Below are 16,305 nucleotides of genomic sequence, written 5' to 3'. Positions count from 1 at the left end.
GACGGCACCAAATGAGCGGCACCAACCAGCGCATCGACGGCAAGCGGCTCTGGGACAGCCTGATGACCATGGCCGAGATCGGCGCGACGCCGAAGGGCGGCGTGAAGCGGCTGACGCTCTCTGACGTGGACAAGAAGGGCCGCGACACCTTCAGGACCTGGTGCGAAGCGCTGGGCCTCACCGTCCGCGTCGATGCCATCGGCAACATGTTCGCCCGCCGCGCGGGCCGCGACCCCAAGCGCCTGCCCGTGCTGCTCGGCAGCCATCTCGACAGCCAGCCCACCGGCGGCAAGTTCGACGGTGCGCTCGGCGTCATCGCGGGGCTCGAGGTCATGCGCTCGCTCAACGACCTCAACATCACGACCGAGGCGCCGATCGAGCTGGTGAACTGGACCGATGAGGAAGGCTCCCGCTTCGGCCATTCCCTGATGGGCTCCGGGACCTGGGCCGGCATCTACAGCCTCGACAAGACCTACGGGCTGAAGGATGTCGACGGCATCTCCGTCTCCGACGCGCTCGACAGCATCGGCTACAAGGGCGAGCACCCCGCGAAGCCGTTCCCAGCCGATGCCTATTTCGAGCTGCACATCGAACAGGGCCCGATCCTGGAGCGCGAGGCGAAGCAGATCGGCATCGTCACCGGCGCCCAGGCGCAGGTCTGGTACGACGCGGTCATCACCGGCCAGGACAGCCACGCCGGCACCACCCCGCCCTCCGCCCGCAAGGATGCGTTGGTCGCCGCCGCCCGCATCGTCACCCTAGTCGACAAGCTGATGCGCGCCCGCGGCGAGGATGGCCGTGGCACCGTCGGCTGGCTGCAGATCCCCCAGCCCTCCCGCAACGTCGTCCCGGGCGAGGTGCGCTTCAGCGTCGAGTTCCGTCACCCCATCGATGGCGAGATCACCGCCCTCGCCGAGACCTTCCCCGCCGACGCCGCGCGGCTGGTCGCCGAGACCGGCTGCCGCCTCGACCTGACCGAGCTGTTCCGCATCCCGGCCCAGCCCTTCGACCCGTCCTGCGTCGATCTCGTCCGCCAGGCGACGCAGCGGCTCGGCCTGTCCTCGCGCGAGATCATCTCCGGCGCCGGCCACGACGCCGTCTATGTCGCGCGGTCGGTGCCGACGGCGATGATCTTCACGCCCTGCAAGGACGGCCTCTCCCACAACGAGGCCGAGAGCATCCTTCCCGAGGAAGCCGAGGCCGGCTGCCAGGTGCTGTTCGAGGCCGTGGTGGCACGCGCGAACCGCGCAGCCTGAACGGTTCAGGCGGAGACGAGGACCTCCCCCCGCGTCACGACCGGCGGCTGCGGCAGCAGTTCCGCCAGGTTCGCCGCTACGATGCCGCGCACGGCTTCATGCGCGGCCTCGGCCTCGGCCCGGCTGTCGAACAGGCTGATCGAGAAGACCCCCTCCTCGCTGCGCCCGGCGTGGTAGGCGCGGAAGCCGGGGCGATCCTTCAGCATCGGCAGGACCAGCGCTTCGACCCCGCGCACGATCTCCTCCACCGATCCCGTCGCGGTGTAGCTCCGGATGATCGCATACATGGTTTGGTTCCTCCCTGGCGCGGCAAGCCGCCGGCGAGGCGTGCGCCCGCCGCCATGCCCGCGTCAAACGGTCGCTTCGCACATGCGGTAGCCCGCAGTGCCGACCCGCCATGTCCGCACCGCCGGCCATTGGTCTTGCCGCGGGTCGCGCCTATCCTTCGCGTCCCGGAGGATACGACCATGCCCAACCCGACCGCCTGCGTGCTCATCATCGGCAATGAGGTGCTGTCGGGCCGCACCCAGGACGCCAACCTGAAATTCATCGCGAGCCGGCTCGGCGAGATCGGCATCCCGGTCCGCGAAGTCCGCGTCATCCCCGACGTCGCCGAGACCATCGTCGCCACCGTCAACGAGGTCCGCGCGAAGTACGACCACGTCTTCACGACAGGCGGCATCGGGCCGACGCATGACGACATCACCAGCGAATGCGTCGCCGCCGCCTTCGGCGTGCCGTGGGAACCGCATCCCGAGGCCTGGCGCCGCCTCGAATCCCACTATGCCCGCCTGACCCCACCGGGCGACTTCAACCCGGCCCGGCAGCGCATGGCGACGATGCCGCGCGGCGCGGCGCTGATCGACAACATCGTGTCCATCGCGCCCGGCTTCACCATCGGCAACGTCCACGTCATGGCCGGCGTGCCACGGATCATGCAGGCGATGTTCGAAGCGTTGGCGCCGACGCTGCAGGGCGGCCCGCCCGTCGTCTCCGCCGCCGTCCACGCCAACGGCCTGATGGAAGGCCGCATCGCCGAAGGCCTCGCGGAGATCCAGAAGCGCTACCCCGAGATCGACATCGGCTCCTACCCCTACTACCGCCCCGGCGGCGGCGGCGTGGCAGTGGTGGCGAAGGGCTTCGACGACACGGCGGTGAAGCGGGCGGCGCATGACGTGCTGGTGTTCATGCGCGCTTGCGGCGTGGTGCCGACGGAAGGCGAGCCGGCCTAGGCAACCGGACCGGATCCCGCGCATGGACGGCATGGAACTGAAGCCCGGCTGGTGGTGCTGGCTTGAAGCACCCGTCGTGTCCCCGGGGTGGGGCGCCAGCCCGATCCTCTTGCAGCATGTCGAGCCGCTGAAGACCGGCAAGGGTCTGCTGCGGCTCCACCTCGTCCAGCCCATCCACCCGATCGCCGCCCGCGAACGGGTGGTCGTGCTCCGGGTCCTGTTCCGCGGGGACCGGCACCTCACCGGCACGATGAAGGACGATGACGGCACCATCCGCACCGTCATCGTCGCCATGCCCGACTATGGCTGGCTCGAGACATACTGCCCCATCCTCATGCGGCGCCGCCCGCCCGCCATCCCGACCTTCTCCGTCGTCGGGCAGCCGCCGCTTCCCGGTCCGACCGCCACGGAACACCTCGACGCCATCTTCGGCCGGACACCGGCCCGCATCCTCCGCGGTGCGAGCGCGGACAGCTTCGGCAACCACCATCCCCCGATGCCCGCCCGCCAAGGTTCCTTCAGCCTCGATCGGACCTATCCCCCGTTCGACGCATGGATGATCGCACGCGGCTTCGTCCCGACGGTCATGGAGGAAAAGTGGTTCATCTATCTCGAAGGCGGCCGGCTGCTGTTCCGCCGGAGCTGGACCGGCATCCTCGTCTATGAGGTCGAGGCAGGCTGGCGTGGCGACGAGCTCCATCTCGGGCAGGTACGCGTGAACCGCGATCCGGAGCAGTACGGCGAGACCCAGGACGACCACGACCGGCGGCTGCTCGCCTATCTCATCACCGTCGTGCTGCTCGGCGACTACGCGCCCTTCCCGACGAAGGAAGCGCCGGGATCCGAGGAGGCCGCCCTGCAGGCATGGTCGCAGGCCGGCAAGGCGTCGCTCCCCTAAAGCATTCTCCGCTGATCGAGTTCGAACAACAGCAGCAGGCTGCGCTGGTTCGGCATGTGGTTGTCGTCCGCCACGATGCCGACCAGCGTCCGGCCCCCGTGCCGCAGCACCGCGACGCCCTCGAAATTCTCCGCCGGGATGGGCATCCCGTCGATGCGCAGGATCTCCTGCCCCTCCATCACCGCGCCCGGCGACAGGTCCCCCGCCGCCACGCGCACCAGACGGCCCGAAAACCCCTCCCACACGCGGAAGCGCCGTTCCAGCACCAGCGCCCCGCCATCGGGCAGCCCGGCCGCATCGACCGGCTCGAACCCCGGCGCCGGGCGATAGGCCAGCGGCGCCCAGCCCCCCGGCCCGCCGACCCAGCCCTGGCGCAGGGATGGGATGCCGGCCGGCGGCAACGCCTCCGCGATGGCCAACAGCCTGCCATCCTCGAGCAGCGCGAGCGCCTCCAGCCCACCATTGCGCGGCGCGGCGCCGAGCCCCGCCGGCGCCTCGAAATACGCCCCCGGCCCATCCAGGTGCCTATAGGCCCGGACGCGATGCCACCGCTCGAAACCCACCAGCCAGGTGCCGTCCGGCAAGCGCGCCAGCGCCTCTGCATCCCCGCCGAAGCCACGCGGCAGCACCCGGCCCGCGCCATCCCGCAGCGGCCCTGAGGCGATCGGCGTCAGCGCCTGCGCCAGCCCGTCACGCAGCACGATGCGCGCCTGCGCCCAGCGCGTGCGGTCATCGACGAAGGTCGCGACGAGGTCATCGTCGATCAGCATGCCCGACAGGCCGCCCGCGCCCAGGCGCTCATTGTCGATGTCGAGCCCGCCGAGGCTACGCAGCGGGCCGGTGAGCGGGAATGCGGGTACGACGACGGCGGCGCTGCCGGGGGGTGGGTCGAGGCGACAGCCGGCGGCGGTGAGTGCGAATGCCAGTGCGGCACGCCGAGGGAGGGCTTTGGAAACCTCAACTTGGCGCTGGGCAAAACGGTTCGGTCTTTGGGCCGGACGACGCTGCGCCATGCGCGTCAGTGAGCGGTCGCGGCGCGCCGTCCAGCCATGCCAGGTGTCGATGTGAGCACGCTGCGTGATGCATCGGCGCCCGTGTCATTCGGTCGACCACGATTGCGCCTGTCGCGGTGGCCAGAGGATCCGCGCCGATCGGGACCAGCCCTCGCCCGCTCGGCCCGACACCAAATTGAGGTTTCCAAAGGCCCTTCGGCCTTTGGTGGGGTGGTTTGGAGGGGCAACGCCCCTCCAACTCAACAGTCGCCTCTGAAGACCCTCACACCAGCACCGGTCCCCGTTCGGCCGCCGCCCGCTGCCAGGCCTCCGCGGCGTCCTCGTCAAACAGCTCCGCGAGTTTCTTCATCATCGTCCCGCCGAGTTCCTCGGCATCCACGATGGTCACCGCGCGGCGATAATACCGCGTCACGTCATGTCCGATGCCGATGGCGATCAGCTCGACCTGGTTCCGCCCCTCGATCTCGTGGATCACCTTGCGCAAGTGGCGTTCCAGGTAGTTGCCGGGGTTCACCGACAGCGTCGAATCATCGACCGGCGCGCCGTCGCTGATCACCATCAGGATGCGCCGATGCTCCGGCCGCGGCAGCAGGCGCTTGTAGGCCCACTCCAGCGCCTCGCCGTCGATGTTCTCCTTGAGCAGCCCCTCGCGCAGCATCAGCCCGAGATTCTTGCGCGCGCGCCGCCACGGCGCATCCGCCGCCTTGTAGACGACGTGGCGCAGATCGTTCAGGCGCCCAGGGTTGCGCGTCTTGCCTTCCTGCACCCAGCGCTCGCGGGACTGCCCGCCCTTCCAGGCGCGCGTCGTGAAGCCGAGGATCTCGGTCTTCACCGAGCAGCGTTCCAGCGTGCGCGCCAGGATGTCGCAGCACATGGCGGCGACGGTGATCGGCCGCCCGCGCATCGACCCGGAATTGTCGATCAGCAGGGACACGACGGTGTCGCGGAAATCCGTGTCGCGCTCATGCTTGTAGGACAGGGCGTGCATCGGGTTGGTCACGACGCGCGTCAGCCGCGCGGCATCGAGGATGCCTTCCTCGAGGTCGAATTCCCACGCCCGCTGCTGCTGCGCCAGCAGCCGTCGCTGCAGCCGGTTCGCGAGCTTCGAGACGACGCCCTGCAGATGCGACAGCTGCTGGTCGAGCTGCTGGCGCAGTCGCACCAGCTCATCCGGATCGCAGAGATCCTCGGCTTCCACCACCTCGTCGAACTGCGTCGTGAAGGCGTGGTAGCGTGTGGTGTCGTCCACCTGCGGCACCTCGCGGCGCTGCTGCGGGCCGCCGGGCTTGTCGTCGCCATCCGCGGCGGCGCCGTCCTCCTCGGTCTCCTCGCCCTCCTCGTCGGAGGCCTCGCCCTGCATCTGCTCGGGCTGGGCGCCGAGCATCTGTTCTTCCTGCTCGGACTGGGACTGGCCCTCGCCGGACTGGTCCTGCTGCGGGCTGCTCTCGCCGCCCTCCTCGCCTTCCTCGTCCTGCTGCTCGGATTCCGCCTCGACCTCGGCTTCCGCCAGGTCCAGCGCCGTCAGCAGCTTGCGGGCGGCCTTGGCGAAGGCTTCCTGGTCCTCGCTGGCATTTGCCATCTCGGCCAGGGCGTCGTCGGCCTTCTCGCCCAGCGTGTCGCGCCACAGATCGAGCACGCGATGCGCCACCTGCGGCGCCGGCTCGCCCGACAGCTTCTCCCGCGCCAGCATGGCCAGCGCCGCGGGCAGCGGCAGCTGGTCCTTGCGGGTCATGCGGTCATAGCCCTCGGACTCGCATTCCTCGGTCAGCTTGGCGCGCAGGTTCGCGGCCACGCCCGCCATGTGCTTCGAACCCACGGCCTCGACGCGCACCTGCTCCAGCGCGTCGAACACCTCGCGCGCCTCGCGCCGCCCCGGCACGCGGGAGGCATGCAGCGCCTCATTGTGATGCCGCAGCCGCAACGCGGCCGCATCCGCCGCACCGCGTAGCTTCGCCATCTCGGCGGCCGGCAGCGCGCGGGTCGGCAGCGGCAGCCGCACGCGCTTGCCCGCGACGCCGGAGGGGCCGGGCTGGAACGCCACCTGCACCTCGGGGTCGGCATGGGCGATGGCGCGCAGCGCGCCCGCCGTCGCCCGCTTGAATTCTTCCTGACGGGTCAGGTCCTGCTTGCCGCTCATGATGCCTCTGCCGCCTTCTGCGCGGCGTCCTCGATGGCCTTGGCGCGCACCATGGCGGGCCTTTCCTCCAGCGCGGCGAGGTAGCCCGCCGTCACCGGACCCGGTTTGAACATGCCGAAGCCGGCGGCGAAGCGCAGCAGCCCGCCGCACATCGCATCGGCCATGGTGAAGTCCTGCCCCAACAGATACGGCCCGCCGGAGGCCGTGATCTGCCGCTCGACGCGCGCGACGCCATCATCGAAGGACGCCCAACCGATCGTCGAGGGCGGCGGCGCTTCCTTGCGCGCGAAGGCGACATCCGTCATCGCCGGTTCCAGCACCGCCCCGGCATAGGCCAGGAAGATCGCATAGATCGCGCGATCCGGCGTGCCGATCGGCGGCGCCAGCAACTCCATCGCATCGGCGAGATAGGCGCAGATCGCCCCGCTCTCCGTCACCACCACGCCGGCCCAGTCGCCATTCGGCCCGCGATCCTCAAGCGCCGGCAGCTTGCCGTCGGGATTGATCGCGAGGAAGTCCGGCGCCTTCTGCGTCCCGTGCTGCAGGACATGCGGCACACGCTCATACGGCGCGCCCAGCTCCTCCAGCACCCACAGGATGCGGAAGGCGCGGGAGCGCGGGGCGTGGTGCAGGCGGAAGCGCGGCGCCATGCCGCCTCACCCGGCCTTGCGGAGCAGCCCCGTCGGCACTTCCTCGTTGAAGCAGCGCTGGTAGTACTCGGCCACCGTCGACCGCTCCGCCTCGTCGCACTTGTTGAGGAAGGTCAGCCGGAAGGCGAAGCCGACATCGCCGAAGATGCGCGCATTGTCCGCCCAGGTGATGACGGTGCGCGGCGACATGACGGTGCTGATGTCGCCCGCGATGAAGCCGGCGCGCGTCAGATCGGCCAGCGCGACCATCGCCTCGACCTGCTTGCGCATCTTCGGGTCGCTCTCCTGGCCGAGCTTGGCCAGCACGATGTCCGTCTCCTGCTTGTGCGGCAGGTAGTTCAGCGTGGCGACGATCGACCAGCGGTCCATCTGGCCCTGATTGATCTGCTGCGTGCCGTGATACAGGCCCGTGGTGTCGCCGAGGCCGACCGTGTTGGCGGTCGAGAACAGGCGGAAATACGGGTTCGGCCGGATCACCTTGTTCTGGTCGAGCAGCGTCAGCTTGCCCTCGACTTCGAGCACGCGCTGGATCACGAACATCACGTCCGGGCGGCCGGCATCGTATTCGTCGAACACCAGCGCGCAGGGATGCTGCAGCGCCCAGGGCAGGATGCCTTCGCGGAATTCCGTGACCTGCTTGCCGTCCTTCAGGACGATCGCATCCTTGCCGATCAGGTCGATGCGCGAGATGTGGCTGTCGAGGTTCACGCGAATACACGGCCAGTTCAGCCGCGCCGCCACCTGCTCGATATGCGTCGACTTGCCGGTGCCGTGGTAGCCCTGGATCATCACGCGCCGATTGAAGGCAAAGCCCGCGAGGATCGCGAGCGTCGTCTCCTTGTCGAAGCGATAGGTGTTGTCGACCTCCGGCACATGTTCCGTGCGGACCGAGAACGCCGGGACATCCATCTCGATGTCGACGCCGAAGACCTCGCGCGCCTTCACCGTGGTGTCCGGCGCCTCGATGGCCGAGGTCGGGCGGATTTCGGAAATCTGGGCAACCTTGTTCATCGCAAGTCCGGTTCCGTGACGGTCGGGGGACATACTATGCCTCTCGCGCGGGCACCGCTACCCGGCGGCCGCAGCTTCCGGCTGCGTCGGGGCCGGCCTTCGTGCCGGAACCCGCCGCTTCAGCAGGCTGTATGCCCGGTTGATGTCCTTCAGCCTTTCTTCCGCGCTGCGATCCCCCCCGGTCACATCCGGGTGGTAGCGCTTTGCCAGTTCCTTGTAACGGCTACGCAAATCGGCCTGGTCCAACGGCCATGGCAGTTCCAGCAGGTCGAGCGCCGCACGCAGCTCGGGCGGCGGCGCCTCGGCCGCCTCGCGCGGCCGCCGGCGGGCCGTCGGTGCCTGCTGGCCCAGCACCGAGAATGGATCGCGCAACAGTTCGGGGTCGAAGCGTCCCGCCCCGCCCAGCCGCCCGAGCGGCCAGGACGGCCGCTGCCAGGAACTGTCCGACCGCAGGGCCTGCTCGATCTCGTTCGGACCCATGCCCTTGTAGAAATCCCAGGCGGCATTGTAGGCGCGCACATGCGGCAGGCAGAACCAGTGGAACTCCCGCAACGTGCGATCGCGCGGCGCGCGGAACAGCCCCGCCTCCTCGCAGCCGGGGTGGTCGCAGTGGCGCAATGGCGCGCCGTCATCCGCTGGTTCCGGCGCGCGCTTCCTGCCTTGTCGGGACATTCGCCCGTTATGGGTCGCCACGATGCGTCCCGCAAGCAGCGGCTGCCCCTTGGCAGCGCGGGCCAGAGGCGAGAGAAGCGCCGACCATGAGCACGCGCGCCGATCGCATCCGCACCGCCCTCGAAGCCGCCTTCGCGCACGCCCGCGTGACGGTCGAAGACGACAGCCATCGCCACGCCGGCCACGCCGGGGCCCGGCCCGAAGGGGAGACGCATTTCTCCGTCACGGTCGTCTCACCCGCCTTCGCCGGCCAGTCCCGCGTGGCACGCTCCCGTGCGGTACACGCGGCGCTGGCGGGGGAGTTCGCCGGCGGGATGCATGCGTTGGCGTTGCGATTGGCGACGCCCGAGGAGGAAGCGGGCTAACGCCGGGTCGGGAAATGTTTCGCTCTGCATAGCGCCGGCGCCGGCCCCGCCATCAGTAGGCAAACGGCAATCGCAGCCGCGCCCCTGGCGCCGGCTGGCGCAGCAGCCGGTCCTCCCGCGATTGCAGGCTGCTGCGGTCGCGCTGCGTCCCTATCTGGGGGTCGTCCGGATCGATCAGCACCGGGTTGACCTGGGGCGCGGTGCTGTCGGCCGTCCGGCTGCGCGGTGCCTCGATGTCGTTGTTGGGCACGGGCGCGGGTTCGCCGAAGCTCGATGCTTCCGGCGGCGGTGGCGGCGGCGGCAAGGGTAGCGGGTCGTTCCGCCGGCCCCGCCGCGCCTGTTGCGCCAGGACCGGCGTCGCGACCAGCAACGTCGCCGTCGCCAGCAGGGTCCGTCGCGCCATCATGACGCCGCACCGCCGGGCAAGGGGCGGACGCCGCGGCGGTCCTCGGGCGGGTTCAGCGCCACAGCCCCGCCGGCCGCGCCATTCCGCCACGCCTTCAGCGCCCAGCGGACGGAGGGAAAGGCGATCTCGTCCCAGGGGATCTCATCCCAGGCGAAGCGCCGTACCTCCAGGCTCTCGGGGCCGGCTTCGAAGCCCGGCTCGTCGAAGCGCGCGCGGAAGATCACCTGCACCTGGCCTATCCGGGCAATGGAATAGACCGCGAGGACGCCGTCGAGTGCGATGCGCGCCCGTGCCTCCTCCCACGCTTCGCGGCGGGCACCCTCCTTCACCGTCTCGCCCATCTCCAGGAAACCGGCGGGGAGCGTCCAGAAGCCCGGGCGCGGCTCGATGGCGCGACGGCACAGCAGGACGGTATCGTCCTCGGCCACGACCGAGCCGACGACGATCTTAGGATTCTCGTACGCGACATGCCCGCAATCGGCGCAGATCAGGCGCTCGCGGTCGTCGCCATCGGGAACGCGCCGGACGAAACGTGACATGCGCGAATCATGGTGGCGCACACCCCCGCGGCGCAAGCGCAGGCTGCGAAGCGCCGTCGCGATCCGGCAATAACGTGACCGCTAGACCCGCAGATCCAGCAGCGAGCCCCGCGGCAGGGATGCCCCGCCGGCGGGCGGGGCGCTGCCGGTCGGCGGTGCGCTTTCCAGAATTCGCTGCGGCGGCACGCCGGCGCCGCGCGCCGCATCGGCCCGCTCCGGCCCGCGCACCGGCTGAATGCCAGCGCTGCGCGTGACCTCCTGCGTGAAGGCGGAAAGGGTGTTGAGGCTCAGCATGGACAGCATTGTCCAGCCGAGCCGTGAAGAATGGCTTAATCGCTGCCAGCGACGAACGGGTCCGATGCGCATGGCCAAACCCTGCGCCGACGGCCCGTTAATCTTCCAGCAACCTTTGCGTGCAGCTCCGCCGAGCCGCAATCACGCCTTGGAGAGCGCCGCCACCCCCGGCAGCGTCTTCCCCTCCAGCCATTCCAGGAACGCGCCGCCGGCGGTCGAGACATAGGTCATGCGGTCCGCCACATCGGCGTGGCGCAGCGCCGCCACCGTGTCGCCGCCGCCGCCGATCGACTTCAGCGCGCCCGACTGCGTCATCGCGGCGACGATCTGCGCCACCGCCACCGTCGCCGTATCGAAGGGCGGCGTCTCGAAGGCGCCGAGCGGGCCGTTCCACACCAGGGTGGAGGCACCACGCAGCCGCTGCTCGATCGCCTCCTCCGACTTCGGGCCGAGATCGAGCGCCATCCAGCCCTCCGGCACCGCATCCGCCGGCACGATGCGGGTCGGCGCGTTGGCGGCGAACTGCTCCGCCACCACCAGGTCGACCGGCAGCAGGATCTCGCAGCCGCCGGACTTCGCCTCGGCCAGGATGGCGCGCGCCGTGTCGTGCATCTCGGCTTCCTGCAGCGACTTGCCGACGTTGAAGCCCTGCGCCGCGAGGAAGGTGTTCGCCATCGCCCCGCCAATCACCAGCACATCGACCTTCTTCGACAGGTTGCCGAGCAGGTCGAGCTTCGTGGACACCTTCGCCCCGCCGACGATCGCGACGACCGGGCGCGCCGGCGAGCCCAGCGCCGCATCCAGCGCGGTCAGTTCCGCCTCCATCAACCGCCCGGCATAGGCCGGCAACAGCTTCGCCACGCCTTCGGTGGAAGCATGCGCCCGATGCGCCGCGGAAAAGGCATCGTTCACATAGGCGTCCGCCAGCTTCGCGAGGCCCGCCGCCATGGCCGGGTCGTTCTTCTCCTCGCCCGCATGGAAGCGGGTGTTCTCCAGCAGCAGGATGTCGCCGTCGGCGAGCTTCGCCACCGCCGCCTCGGCCTCCGGCCCGATGCAGTCATCGGCGAAGGCGACCGGGCGCTTCAGCGCCTCGGACAGCGCCTCGGCCAGCGGCTTCAACGACATCTCGGGCACGCGCTTGCCCTTGGGGCGGTCGAAATGGCTGCACACGATGACGCGCGCGCCCGCATTCGACAGCTCGGCGATGGTCGGGCAAAGGCGCTCGATCCGCGTGCGGTCAGTGATGCGGCCGTCGCGCACCGGCACGTTCAGGTCCGCCCGCAGCAACACCCGCTTGCCCTTGGCGTCGAGTGCGTCGATCGTTTCGTAGGACATCGCGTTCGGTATCCCGCTGAGGAGTTTCGAATGATCCGCTGGATCGCGGCCTTCATGCTTCTCCCGGTCCTAGCATCCGCGCAGGAGGCGTTCCAGTTGCCCTCGGGCAACATCCACTGCATGGCCTTCGAAGGCACGTTGCGCTGCGACGTCCTGCAATCGACCTATCCCCGCCCGCCAAGGCCGCGGGACTGCGATCTGGATTTCGGAGATTCCGCGGAACTCGGTCCGCGCGGGCCGGCCCGCTATGTCTGCCACGGCGACACCGTGGCCGATCCGTCCTCGCCGGTGCTCGGCTATGGCCGCGCCTGGCAGGGGCGCGGCCTGTCCTGCACGGCGAGCCCGACCGGCCTGCGCTGCAGCAATGCGGAGGGACGCGGCTTCGAGATGTCGAGGGCACGCCTGGTTCTGTTCTGACAGCCTGCCTGCAACCGCGACGGGAACGTCGCGTTGGCCGGTCAGCGCGTTCAGGAGCCCCGCCATGAAGATCCGCTCGGCCCTTCTCCTCGCTGTGACGACCGTCGCCGTCGGGACCGCCGCCTGGATGCAGCCCTGGACGCCGTCCGGCATCGCGCCGGCCCAGGCTTCCGACAACACGCCGCCCGAACTGGAAGACCTGGTAGGCGGTCGCGCGACCCAGGGGGAAGTCGCGTTCCGCGAGCGCGGCTACGTGGCCGCGCGCTATCGGGGACTGACCGCGCATTGGTGGCATGCGGCGTCCCATCGCTGCGTCCGCAGCGTGACCGCGAAGGGCCTGTACCACAGCGTCGATGCGGTTCCGCCGGGGCAATGCGGGATGATGTGAGGCGGGCGGCGGCAATGCAGCCTGCCGATCCGCTTGACCGCGCTGCATGACGGATGATATAGGAATTAAATCACTATCCGGACCTGTGCCCACCGCGCGCCTTGACCGCCCGCAGCGCCTCAACCAGCACGTCCCGCGTGATTCCCTGCTTGCCGAACAGCAGAACAGCTTCGTCCAGTGTGGCTGCGATCGCCGGGCGCAACACCAAAGCCCCGTTCTCGATCCGGGCTTCCAGGTGCCTTGGGTCGCCCAGCGCCTTTCGGACTGCCCGCCGCAAGGTGACCTGCCCCTGCGTGGAAACCTTGAGAAGCCCGATCTCGCTCATCGTCGATGCCTCCTGGCAGACAGGCACCGGATAAAAGCATAAATTCCTAAAAAAATAAAGCGCCCTGTTGGGGCGCTACCGCACGACGCAGCCTGGTCGGGAAGCCCGGGAGGAGCGGCGCCCCTCCCGGGCCGTCGCTCACAGCGACCCGAACAGCTTCACCGTGTCGCTCATGCGGTTCGAGAAGCCCCACTCGTTGTCGTACCAGGACAGCACGCGCACGAGGCCGCCATCGACCACCTGGGTCTGCGTCGCGTCGAAGGTCGACGACATCGGGTTGTGGTTGAAGTCGATCGAGACCAGCGGGACCGTGTTGTAGCCGAGGATCCCCTTCAGCGGCCCGCTCTCGCTCGCCGCCTTCATCGCTGCGTTCACCGCTTCCTTCGTGACGCCTTCCTTGGCCGGCACGAAGTCGAGCGAGACGAGCGACACGTTCGGCGTCGGGATGCGGATGGCGGTGCCGTCCAGCTTGCCCTTCAGCTCCGGCATCACGAGGCCCACGGCCTTCGCCGCGCCGGTGCTGGTCGGGATCGCGGAGACAGCCGCCGCACGCGCGCGGTGCAGGTCCTTGTGCAGCGTATCGACCGTGTTCTGGTCGCCGGTATAGGCGTGGATCGTCACCATGTAGCCGCGCACGATGCCGAAATTGTCGTGCAGCACCTTGGCGATCGGCGCCAGGCAGTTGGTGGTGCAGGACGCGTTGGAGATGACAGTCATCTCCTTCGTCAGCGTCTGGTGGTTCACGCCGTAGACGATGGTCGCATCCGCATTGTCGCCGGGCGCGGAGATGACGACCTTGCGCGCACCGGCGGTCAGCAGCGCGGAGGCCTTCTCCTTGCTGGTGAAAATGCCTGTGCACTCCATCGCGACGTCGACGCCCTTCAGGGGCAGCTTCGTCGGATCGCGCTCGGCGGTGATCTTGATCGGGCCCCAGGTCTTGCCCGCGTTCTTGATGGTGATGCTGTCGCCTTCGACGATCACTTCGCCGGGGAAGCGGCCATGCACGCTGTCGTAGCGGAACAGGTGGGCATTCGCCTCGACCGAGCCGAGGTCGTTGATCGTCACGAATTCCAGGTCGTCGCGGCCCGCTTCGCAGGCGGCGCGCAGCACCAGGCGACCGATGCGCCCGAACCCGTTGATGGAAACCTTCACCGGCATGGTCTTCTGTCCTTCCCCTAGAGCGTGATGGCCGCAGGTGCGAATGCACCGGAGGTCTGAATCACGTGATCAAACAACCGGCTGGAGCGTGTGCGGCGAACGGACGTGAAACAACCCACGCTCCAGCAGTGTCGAGTTCAGGCGAGCCGCTTCTTCACCGCGGCGGTCACGGCGTCGGCAGTGATGCCGAAATGCTTGAACAGCTCCTCGGCGGGTGCCGAGGCGCCGAAGCCCGACATGCCGACGAAGATGCCATCGGCGCCGAGCCAGCGCTCCCAGCCGAAGCCGATCGCGGCCTCGACGCCGACGCGCACAGCATCGCCGAGCACCTGGTTGCGATACCCGGCATCCTGCGCCGCGAATATCTCCCAGCAGGGCAGCGACACGACGGCGGTCGGAATGCCCTCGGCCTCCAGCGTTTCCCGCGCGGCCACCGCCAGATGCACTTCCGACCCGGTCGCGATCAGCGTGGCCTTGCGCGGCCCGGACGCCTCGGCCAGCACATAGCCGCCACGGGCGCAGCGGTTCTCGCCGGCGTCGGACCGCAGCGCCGGCAGGTTCTGCCGCGACAGCGCCAGCAGGGACGGCCCATCGGCCCGCTTCACCGCCAGTTCCCAGCACTCGGCCGTCTCCATCGCATCCGCCGGGCGGAAGACGAAGACATTCGGCATGGCACGGAAGGAGGCGAGGTGCTCGACCGGCTGGTGCGTCGGACCGTCCTCGCCAAGGCCGATGCTGTCATGCGTCAGCACATGGATGGCGCGGATGCCCATCAGCGCCGCGAGGCGGATCGCCGGGCGCATATAGTCGCTGAAGACCAGGAAGGTGCCCGAATACGGGATGATGCCGCCATGCAGCGTCATGCCGTTCATCGCGGCGGCCATGCCGTGCTCGCGCACGCCCCAATGCATGAAGCGGCCGCCGAAATTGCCCGGCGTGATCGCCGGGATGCCCTTCACATTGGTGTTGTTCGATCCCGTGAGGTCGGCCGAACCGCCGACCATCTCCGGCACCGACGGCACCAGCGCCTCGAGCGCGCGCTGCGAGGAGACGCGCGTCGCGAGCTTCGGCTTCTCCTCGGCGTGCTTCGCGCGCAGCGCGGCGAGCGATTCATGCCACGCCTCGGGCAGCTTGCCCGACATGGCGCGGTCGAATTCCGCTTCCTGCGGGTGCTTCGCCAGCCGCTTCAGCCAGGACCGGCGCGTGCCAGCGCCGCGGCGTCCGGCGGCCTCCCAGGCGGCCTTGATGTCCTCAGGCACGCTGAAGGCCGGCGCCGTCCAGCCGAGCAGCTCCTTGGCACCCGCCACCTCGGTCGCGCCCAGCGCCGCGCCGTGCGAGCCCGCCGTGCCCGCCTTGGTCGGCGCACCGAAGCCGATGATGGTCCGGCAGGCGATCAGCGTCGGCTTGCGGTTGCGCGTGGCCCAGGCCATCGCGCTCGCGATCTCCTCCGGGTTGTGCCCGTCGATGCGGCGCACTGCCCAGCCATAGGCCTGGAACCGCTTCAGCGTGTCGTCGGTGAAGGACAGCGCGGTGTCGCCGTCGATCGAGATGTGGTTGTCGTCCCACAGCACGCACAGCTTCGACAGGGCGTAATGGCCGGCGAGCGAGGCGGCCTCATGCGACACGCCTTCCTGCAGGTCTCCGTCCGAGGCGATCACCCAGGTGCGATGATCCACCAGCGACGCCCCGAAGCGCGCGGCAAGCATCCGCTCGGCCAGCGCCATGCCGACCGAGGTCGCGATGCCCTGCCCCAGCGGCCCGGTCGTCGTCTCGATGCCCGGATGCTCGCCGTATTCCGGATGCCCCGCCGCCGGCGAATGGAGCTGGCGGAACCGCTTCAGCTCCTCGACGCCCATGCCGGCATGCCCGGTCAGGTGCAGCAGGCTGTAGAGCAGCATCGACCCGTGGCCGGCGGACAGCACGAAGCGGTCGCGGTCGGCCCAGCGCGGATCGGCCGCGTCATACTTCAGGAACTTCGTGAACAGCACCGTCGCGACATCCGCCATGCCCATCGGCATGCCGGGGTGGCCGGACTTCGCCGCCTCCACGCCATCGATGGCGAGCGCGCGAATGGCGTCGGCGAGGCGGCGGCTATCCGTCGCCGGGCGGGCGAGAATTTCCGCCTGCGCGGCAAGCGCCGGGTTCTGGGAGGCGTCGGGCGTGGGGGCGATGCTGGCCAAGAGAGCTATACCTACGGCTGCGTCGGGGG

At 69.5% G+C, this 16,305-nt stretch carries 19 protein-coding genes; 6 read left to right on the top strand and 13 right to left on the bottom strand.

The features are described 5' to 3' along the window. Positions 1-11 precede the first annotated feature (11 nt). Positions 12-1,256: a Zn-dependent hydrolase gene (locus tag GXW78_RS15820; protein WP_211869803.1), complete on the top strand. Its 1,245-nt coding sequence runs from the start codon at positions 12-14 to the stop codon at positions 1,254-1,256. A 5-nt stretch (positions 1,257-1,261) separates the two neighbouring features. Here GXW78_RS15820 and GXW78_RS15815 read toward each other — a convergent pair whose 3' ends face one another. Then, a complete protein-coding gene (locus GXW78_RS15815) occupies positions 1,262-1,543 on the bottom strand; it encodes a hypothetical protein (protein ID WP_211869802.1) in 282 nt (93 codons plus the stop codon). Positions 1,544-1,723: 180 nt separating this feature from the next. On the opposite strand from GXW78_RS15815, the gene GXW78_RS15810 reads away from it, so the two are divergent. Together GXW78_RS15810 and GXW78_RS15805 are read left to right on the top strand one after the other, a co-directional pair. Next, entirely contained in the window at positions 1,724-2,488 is a 765-nt protein-coding gene (locus tag GXW78_RS15810) for a competence/damage-inducible protein A (protein ID WP_211869801.1), read from the top strand. A 22-nt stretch (positions 2,489-2,510) separates the two neighbouring features. Next, on the top strand, positions 2,511-3,386 hold the full coding sequence (locus tag GXW78_RS15805) for a hypothetical protein (RefSeq protein ID WP_211869800.1): 876 nt from the start codon (positions 2,511-2,513) through the stop codon (positions 3,384-3,386). Here the strand turns inward: GXW78_RS15805 and GXW78_RS15800 are convergent. The 5 genes from GXW78_RS15800 to GXW78_RS15780 all read right to left on the bottom strand — a co-directional run bounded on the left by GXW78_RS15800 (position 3,383) and on the right by GXW78_RS15780 (position 8,869). After that, on the bottom strand, positions 3,383-4,399 hold the full coding sequence (locus tag GXW78_RS15800; RefSeq protein WP_211869799.1) for an esterase-like activity of phytase family protein: 1,017 nt from the start codon (positions 4,397-4,399) through the stop codon (positions 3,383-3,385). The genes GXW78_RS15805 and GXW78_RS15800 overlap by 4 nt on opposite strands. Before the next feature lie 262 nt (positions 4,400-4,661). Then, positions 4,662-6,536: a cobaltochelatase subunit CobT gene (gene cobT, locus GXW78_RS15795; RefSeq protein WP_211869798.1), complete on the bottom strand. Its 1,875-nt coding sequence runs from the start codon at positions 6,534-6,536 to the stop codon at positions 4,662-4,664. Further along, entirely contained in the window at positions 6,533-7,186 is a 654-nt protein-coding gene (locus GXW78_RS15790) for a glutathione S-transferase family protein (RefSeq protein WP_211869797.1), read from the bottom strand. Before GXW78_RS15790 ends, cobT begins: the two co-directional genes overlap by 4 nt. A 6-nt stretch (positions 7,187-7,192) precedes the next feature. Beyond that, positions 7,193-8,197, bottom strand: a complete 1,005-nt coding sequence (gene cobS, locus GXW78_RS15785) for a cobaltochelatase subunit CobS (protein ID WP_211869796.1) — start codon at positions 8,195-8,197, stop codon at positions 7,193-7,195. 57 nt (positions 8,198-8,254) lie between these two features. After that, entirely contained in the window at positions 8,255-8,869 is a 615-nt protein-coding gene (locus GXW78_RS15780; RefSeq protein WP_211869795.1) for a J domain-containing protein, read from the bottom strand. A gap of 86 nt (positions 8,870-8,955) precedes the next feature. On the opposite strand from GXW78_RS15780, the gene GXW78_RS15775 reads away from it, so the two are divergent. Further along, the gene (locus GXW78_RS15775; protein WP_211869794.1) at positions 8,956-9,234 is read left to right on the top strand and encodes a BolA family protein; all 279 of its coding nucleotides are present in this window, start codon (positions 8,956-8,958) and stop codon (positions 9,232-9,234) included. 52 nt (positions 9,235-9,286) lie between these two features. Here the strand turns inward: GXW78_RS15775 and GXW78_RS15770 are convergent, their stop codons facing one another. The 4 genes from GXW78_RS15770 to GXW78_RS15755 form a co-directional block, all read right to left on the bottom strand. Further along, complete coding sequence (locus tag GXW78_RS15770) at positions 9,287-9,640, bottom strand: hypothetical protein (RefSeq protein ID WP_211869793.1); 354 nt, start codon at positions 9,638-9,640, stop codon at positions 9,287-9,289. Further along, on the bottom strand, positions 9,637-10,179 hold the full coding sequence (locus GXW78_RS15765; protein ID WP_211869792.1) for an NUDIX hydrolase: 543 nt from the start codon (positions 10,177-10,179) through the stop codon (positions 9,637-9,639). Before GXW78_RS15765 ends, GXW78_RS15770 begins: the two co-directional genes overlap by 4 nt. Before the next feature lie 81 nt (positions 10,180-10,260). Continuing rightward, the gene (locus tag GXW78_RS15760; RefSeq protein ID WP_211869791.1) at positions 10,261-10,473 is read right to left on the bottom strand and encodes a hypothetical protein; all 213 of its coding nucleotides are present in this window, start codon (positions 10,471-10,473) and stop codon (positions 10,261-10,263) included. A 141-nt stretch (positions 10,474-10,614) separates the two neighbouring features. Then, a complete protein-coding gene (locus GXW78_RS15755; RefSeq protein ID WP_211869790.1) occupies positions 10,615-11,808 on the bottom strand; it encodes a phosphoglycerate kinase in 1,194 nt (397 codons plus the stop codon). 30 nt (positions 11,809-11,838) lie between these two features. On the opposite strand from GXW78_RS15755, the gene GXW78_RS15750 reads away from it, so the two are divergent. Both GXW78_RS15750 and GXW78_RS15745 read left to right on the top strand, forming a co-directional pair. Beyond that, complete coding sequence (locus GXW78_RS15750; RefSeq protein ID WP_211869789.1) at positions 11,839-12,225, top strand: DUF6636 domain-containing protein; 387 nt, start codon at positions 11,839-11,841, stop codon at positions 12,223-12,225. A 64-nt stretch (positions 12,226-12,289) separates the two neighbouring features. Beyond that, positions 12,290-12,613, top strand: coding sequence for a hypothetical protein (locus GXW78_RS15745; RefSeq protein WP_211869788.1), 324 nt, complete (start codon positions 12,290-12,292; stop codon positions 12,611-12,613). Positions 12,614-12,686: 73 nt separating this feature from the next. Here the strand turns inward: GXW78_RS15745 and GXW78_RS15740 are convergent, their stop codons facing one another. From GXW78_RS15740 to tkt, 3 genes are all read right to left on the bottom strand, one after another. After that, on the bottom strand, positions 12,687-12,938 hold the full coding sequence (locus tag GXW78_RS15740) for a hypothetical protein (protein ID WP_211869787.1): 252 nt from the start codon (positions 12,936-12,938) through the stop codon (positions 12,687-12,689). Between the two features lie 138 nt (positions 12,939-13,076). Then, positions 13,077-14,096: a type I glyceraldehyde-3-phosphate dehydrogenase gene (gap, locus tag GXW78_RS15735; protein ID WP_211869786.1), complete on the bottom strand. Its 1,020-nt coding sequence runs from the start codon at positions 14,094-14,096 to the stop codon at positions 13,077-13,079. Between the two features lie 137 nt (positions 14,097-14,233). Next, positions 14,234-16,267 (bottom strand): transketolase, encoded by a 2,034-nt coding sequence (gene tkt, locus GXW78_RS15730; protein WP_338147758.1) that lies wholly within the window; start codon positions 16,265-16,267, stop codon positions 14,234-14,236. Positions 16,268-16,305 lie beyond the last annotated feature (38 nt).

Source organism: Neoroseomonas terrae (genome assembly GCF_018129025.1).
Classification (GTDB): domain Bacteria; phylum Pseudomonadota; class Alphaproteobacteria; order Acetobacterales; family Acetobacteraceae; genus Neoroseomonas; species Neoroseomonas terrae.
This window is presented reverse-complemented; position numbering and strand designations above follow the sequence as displayed.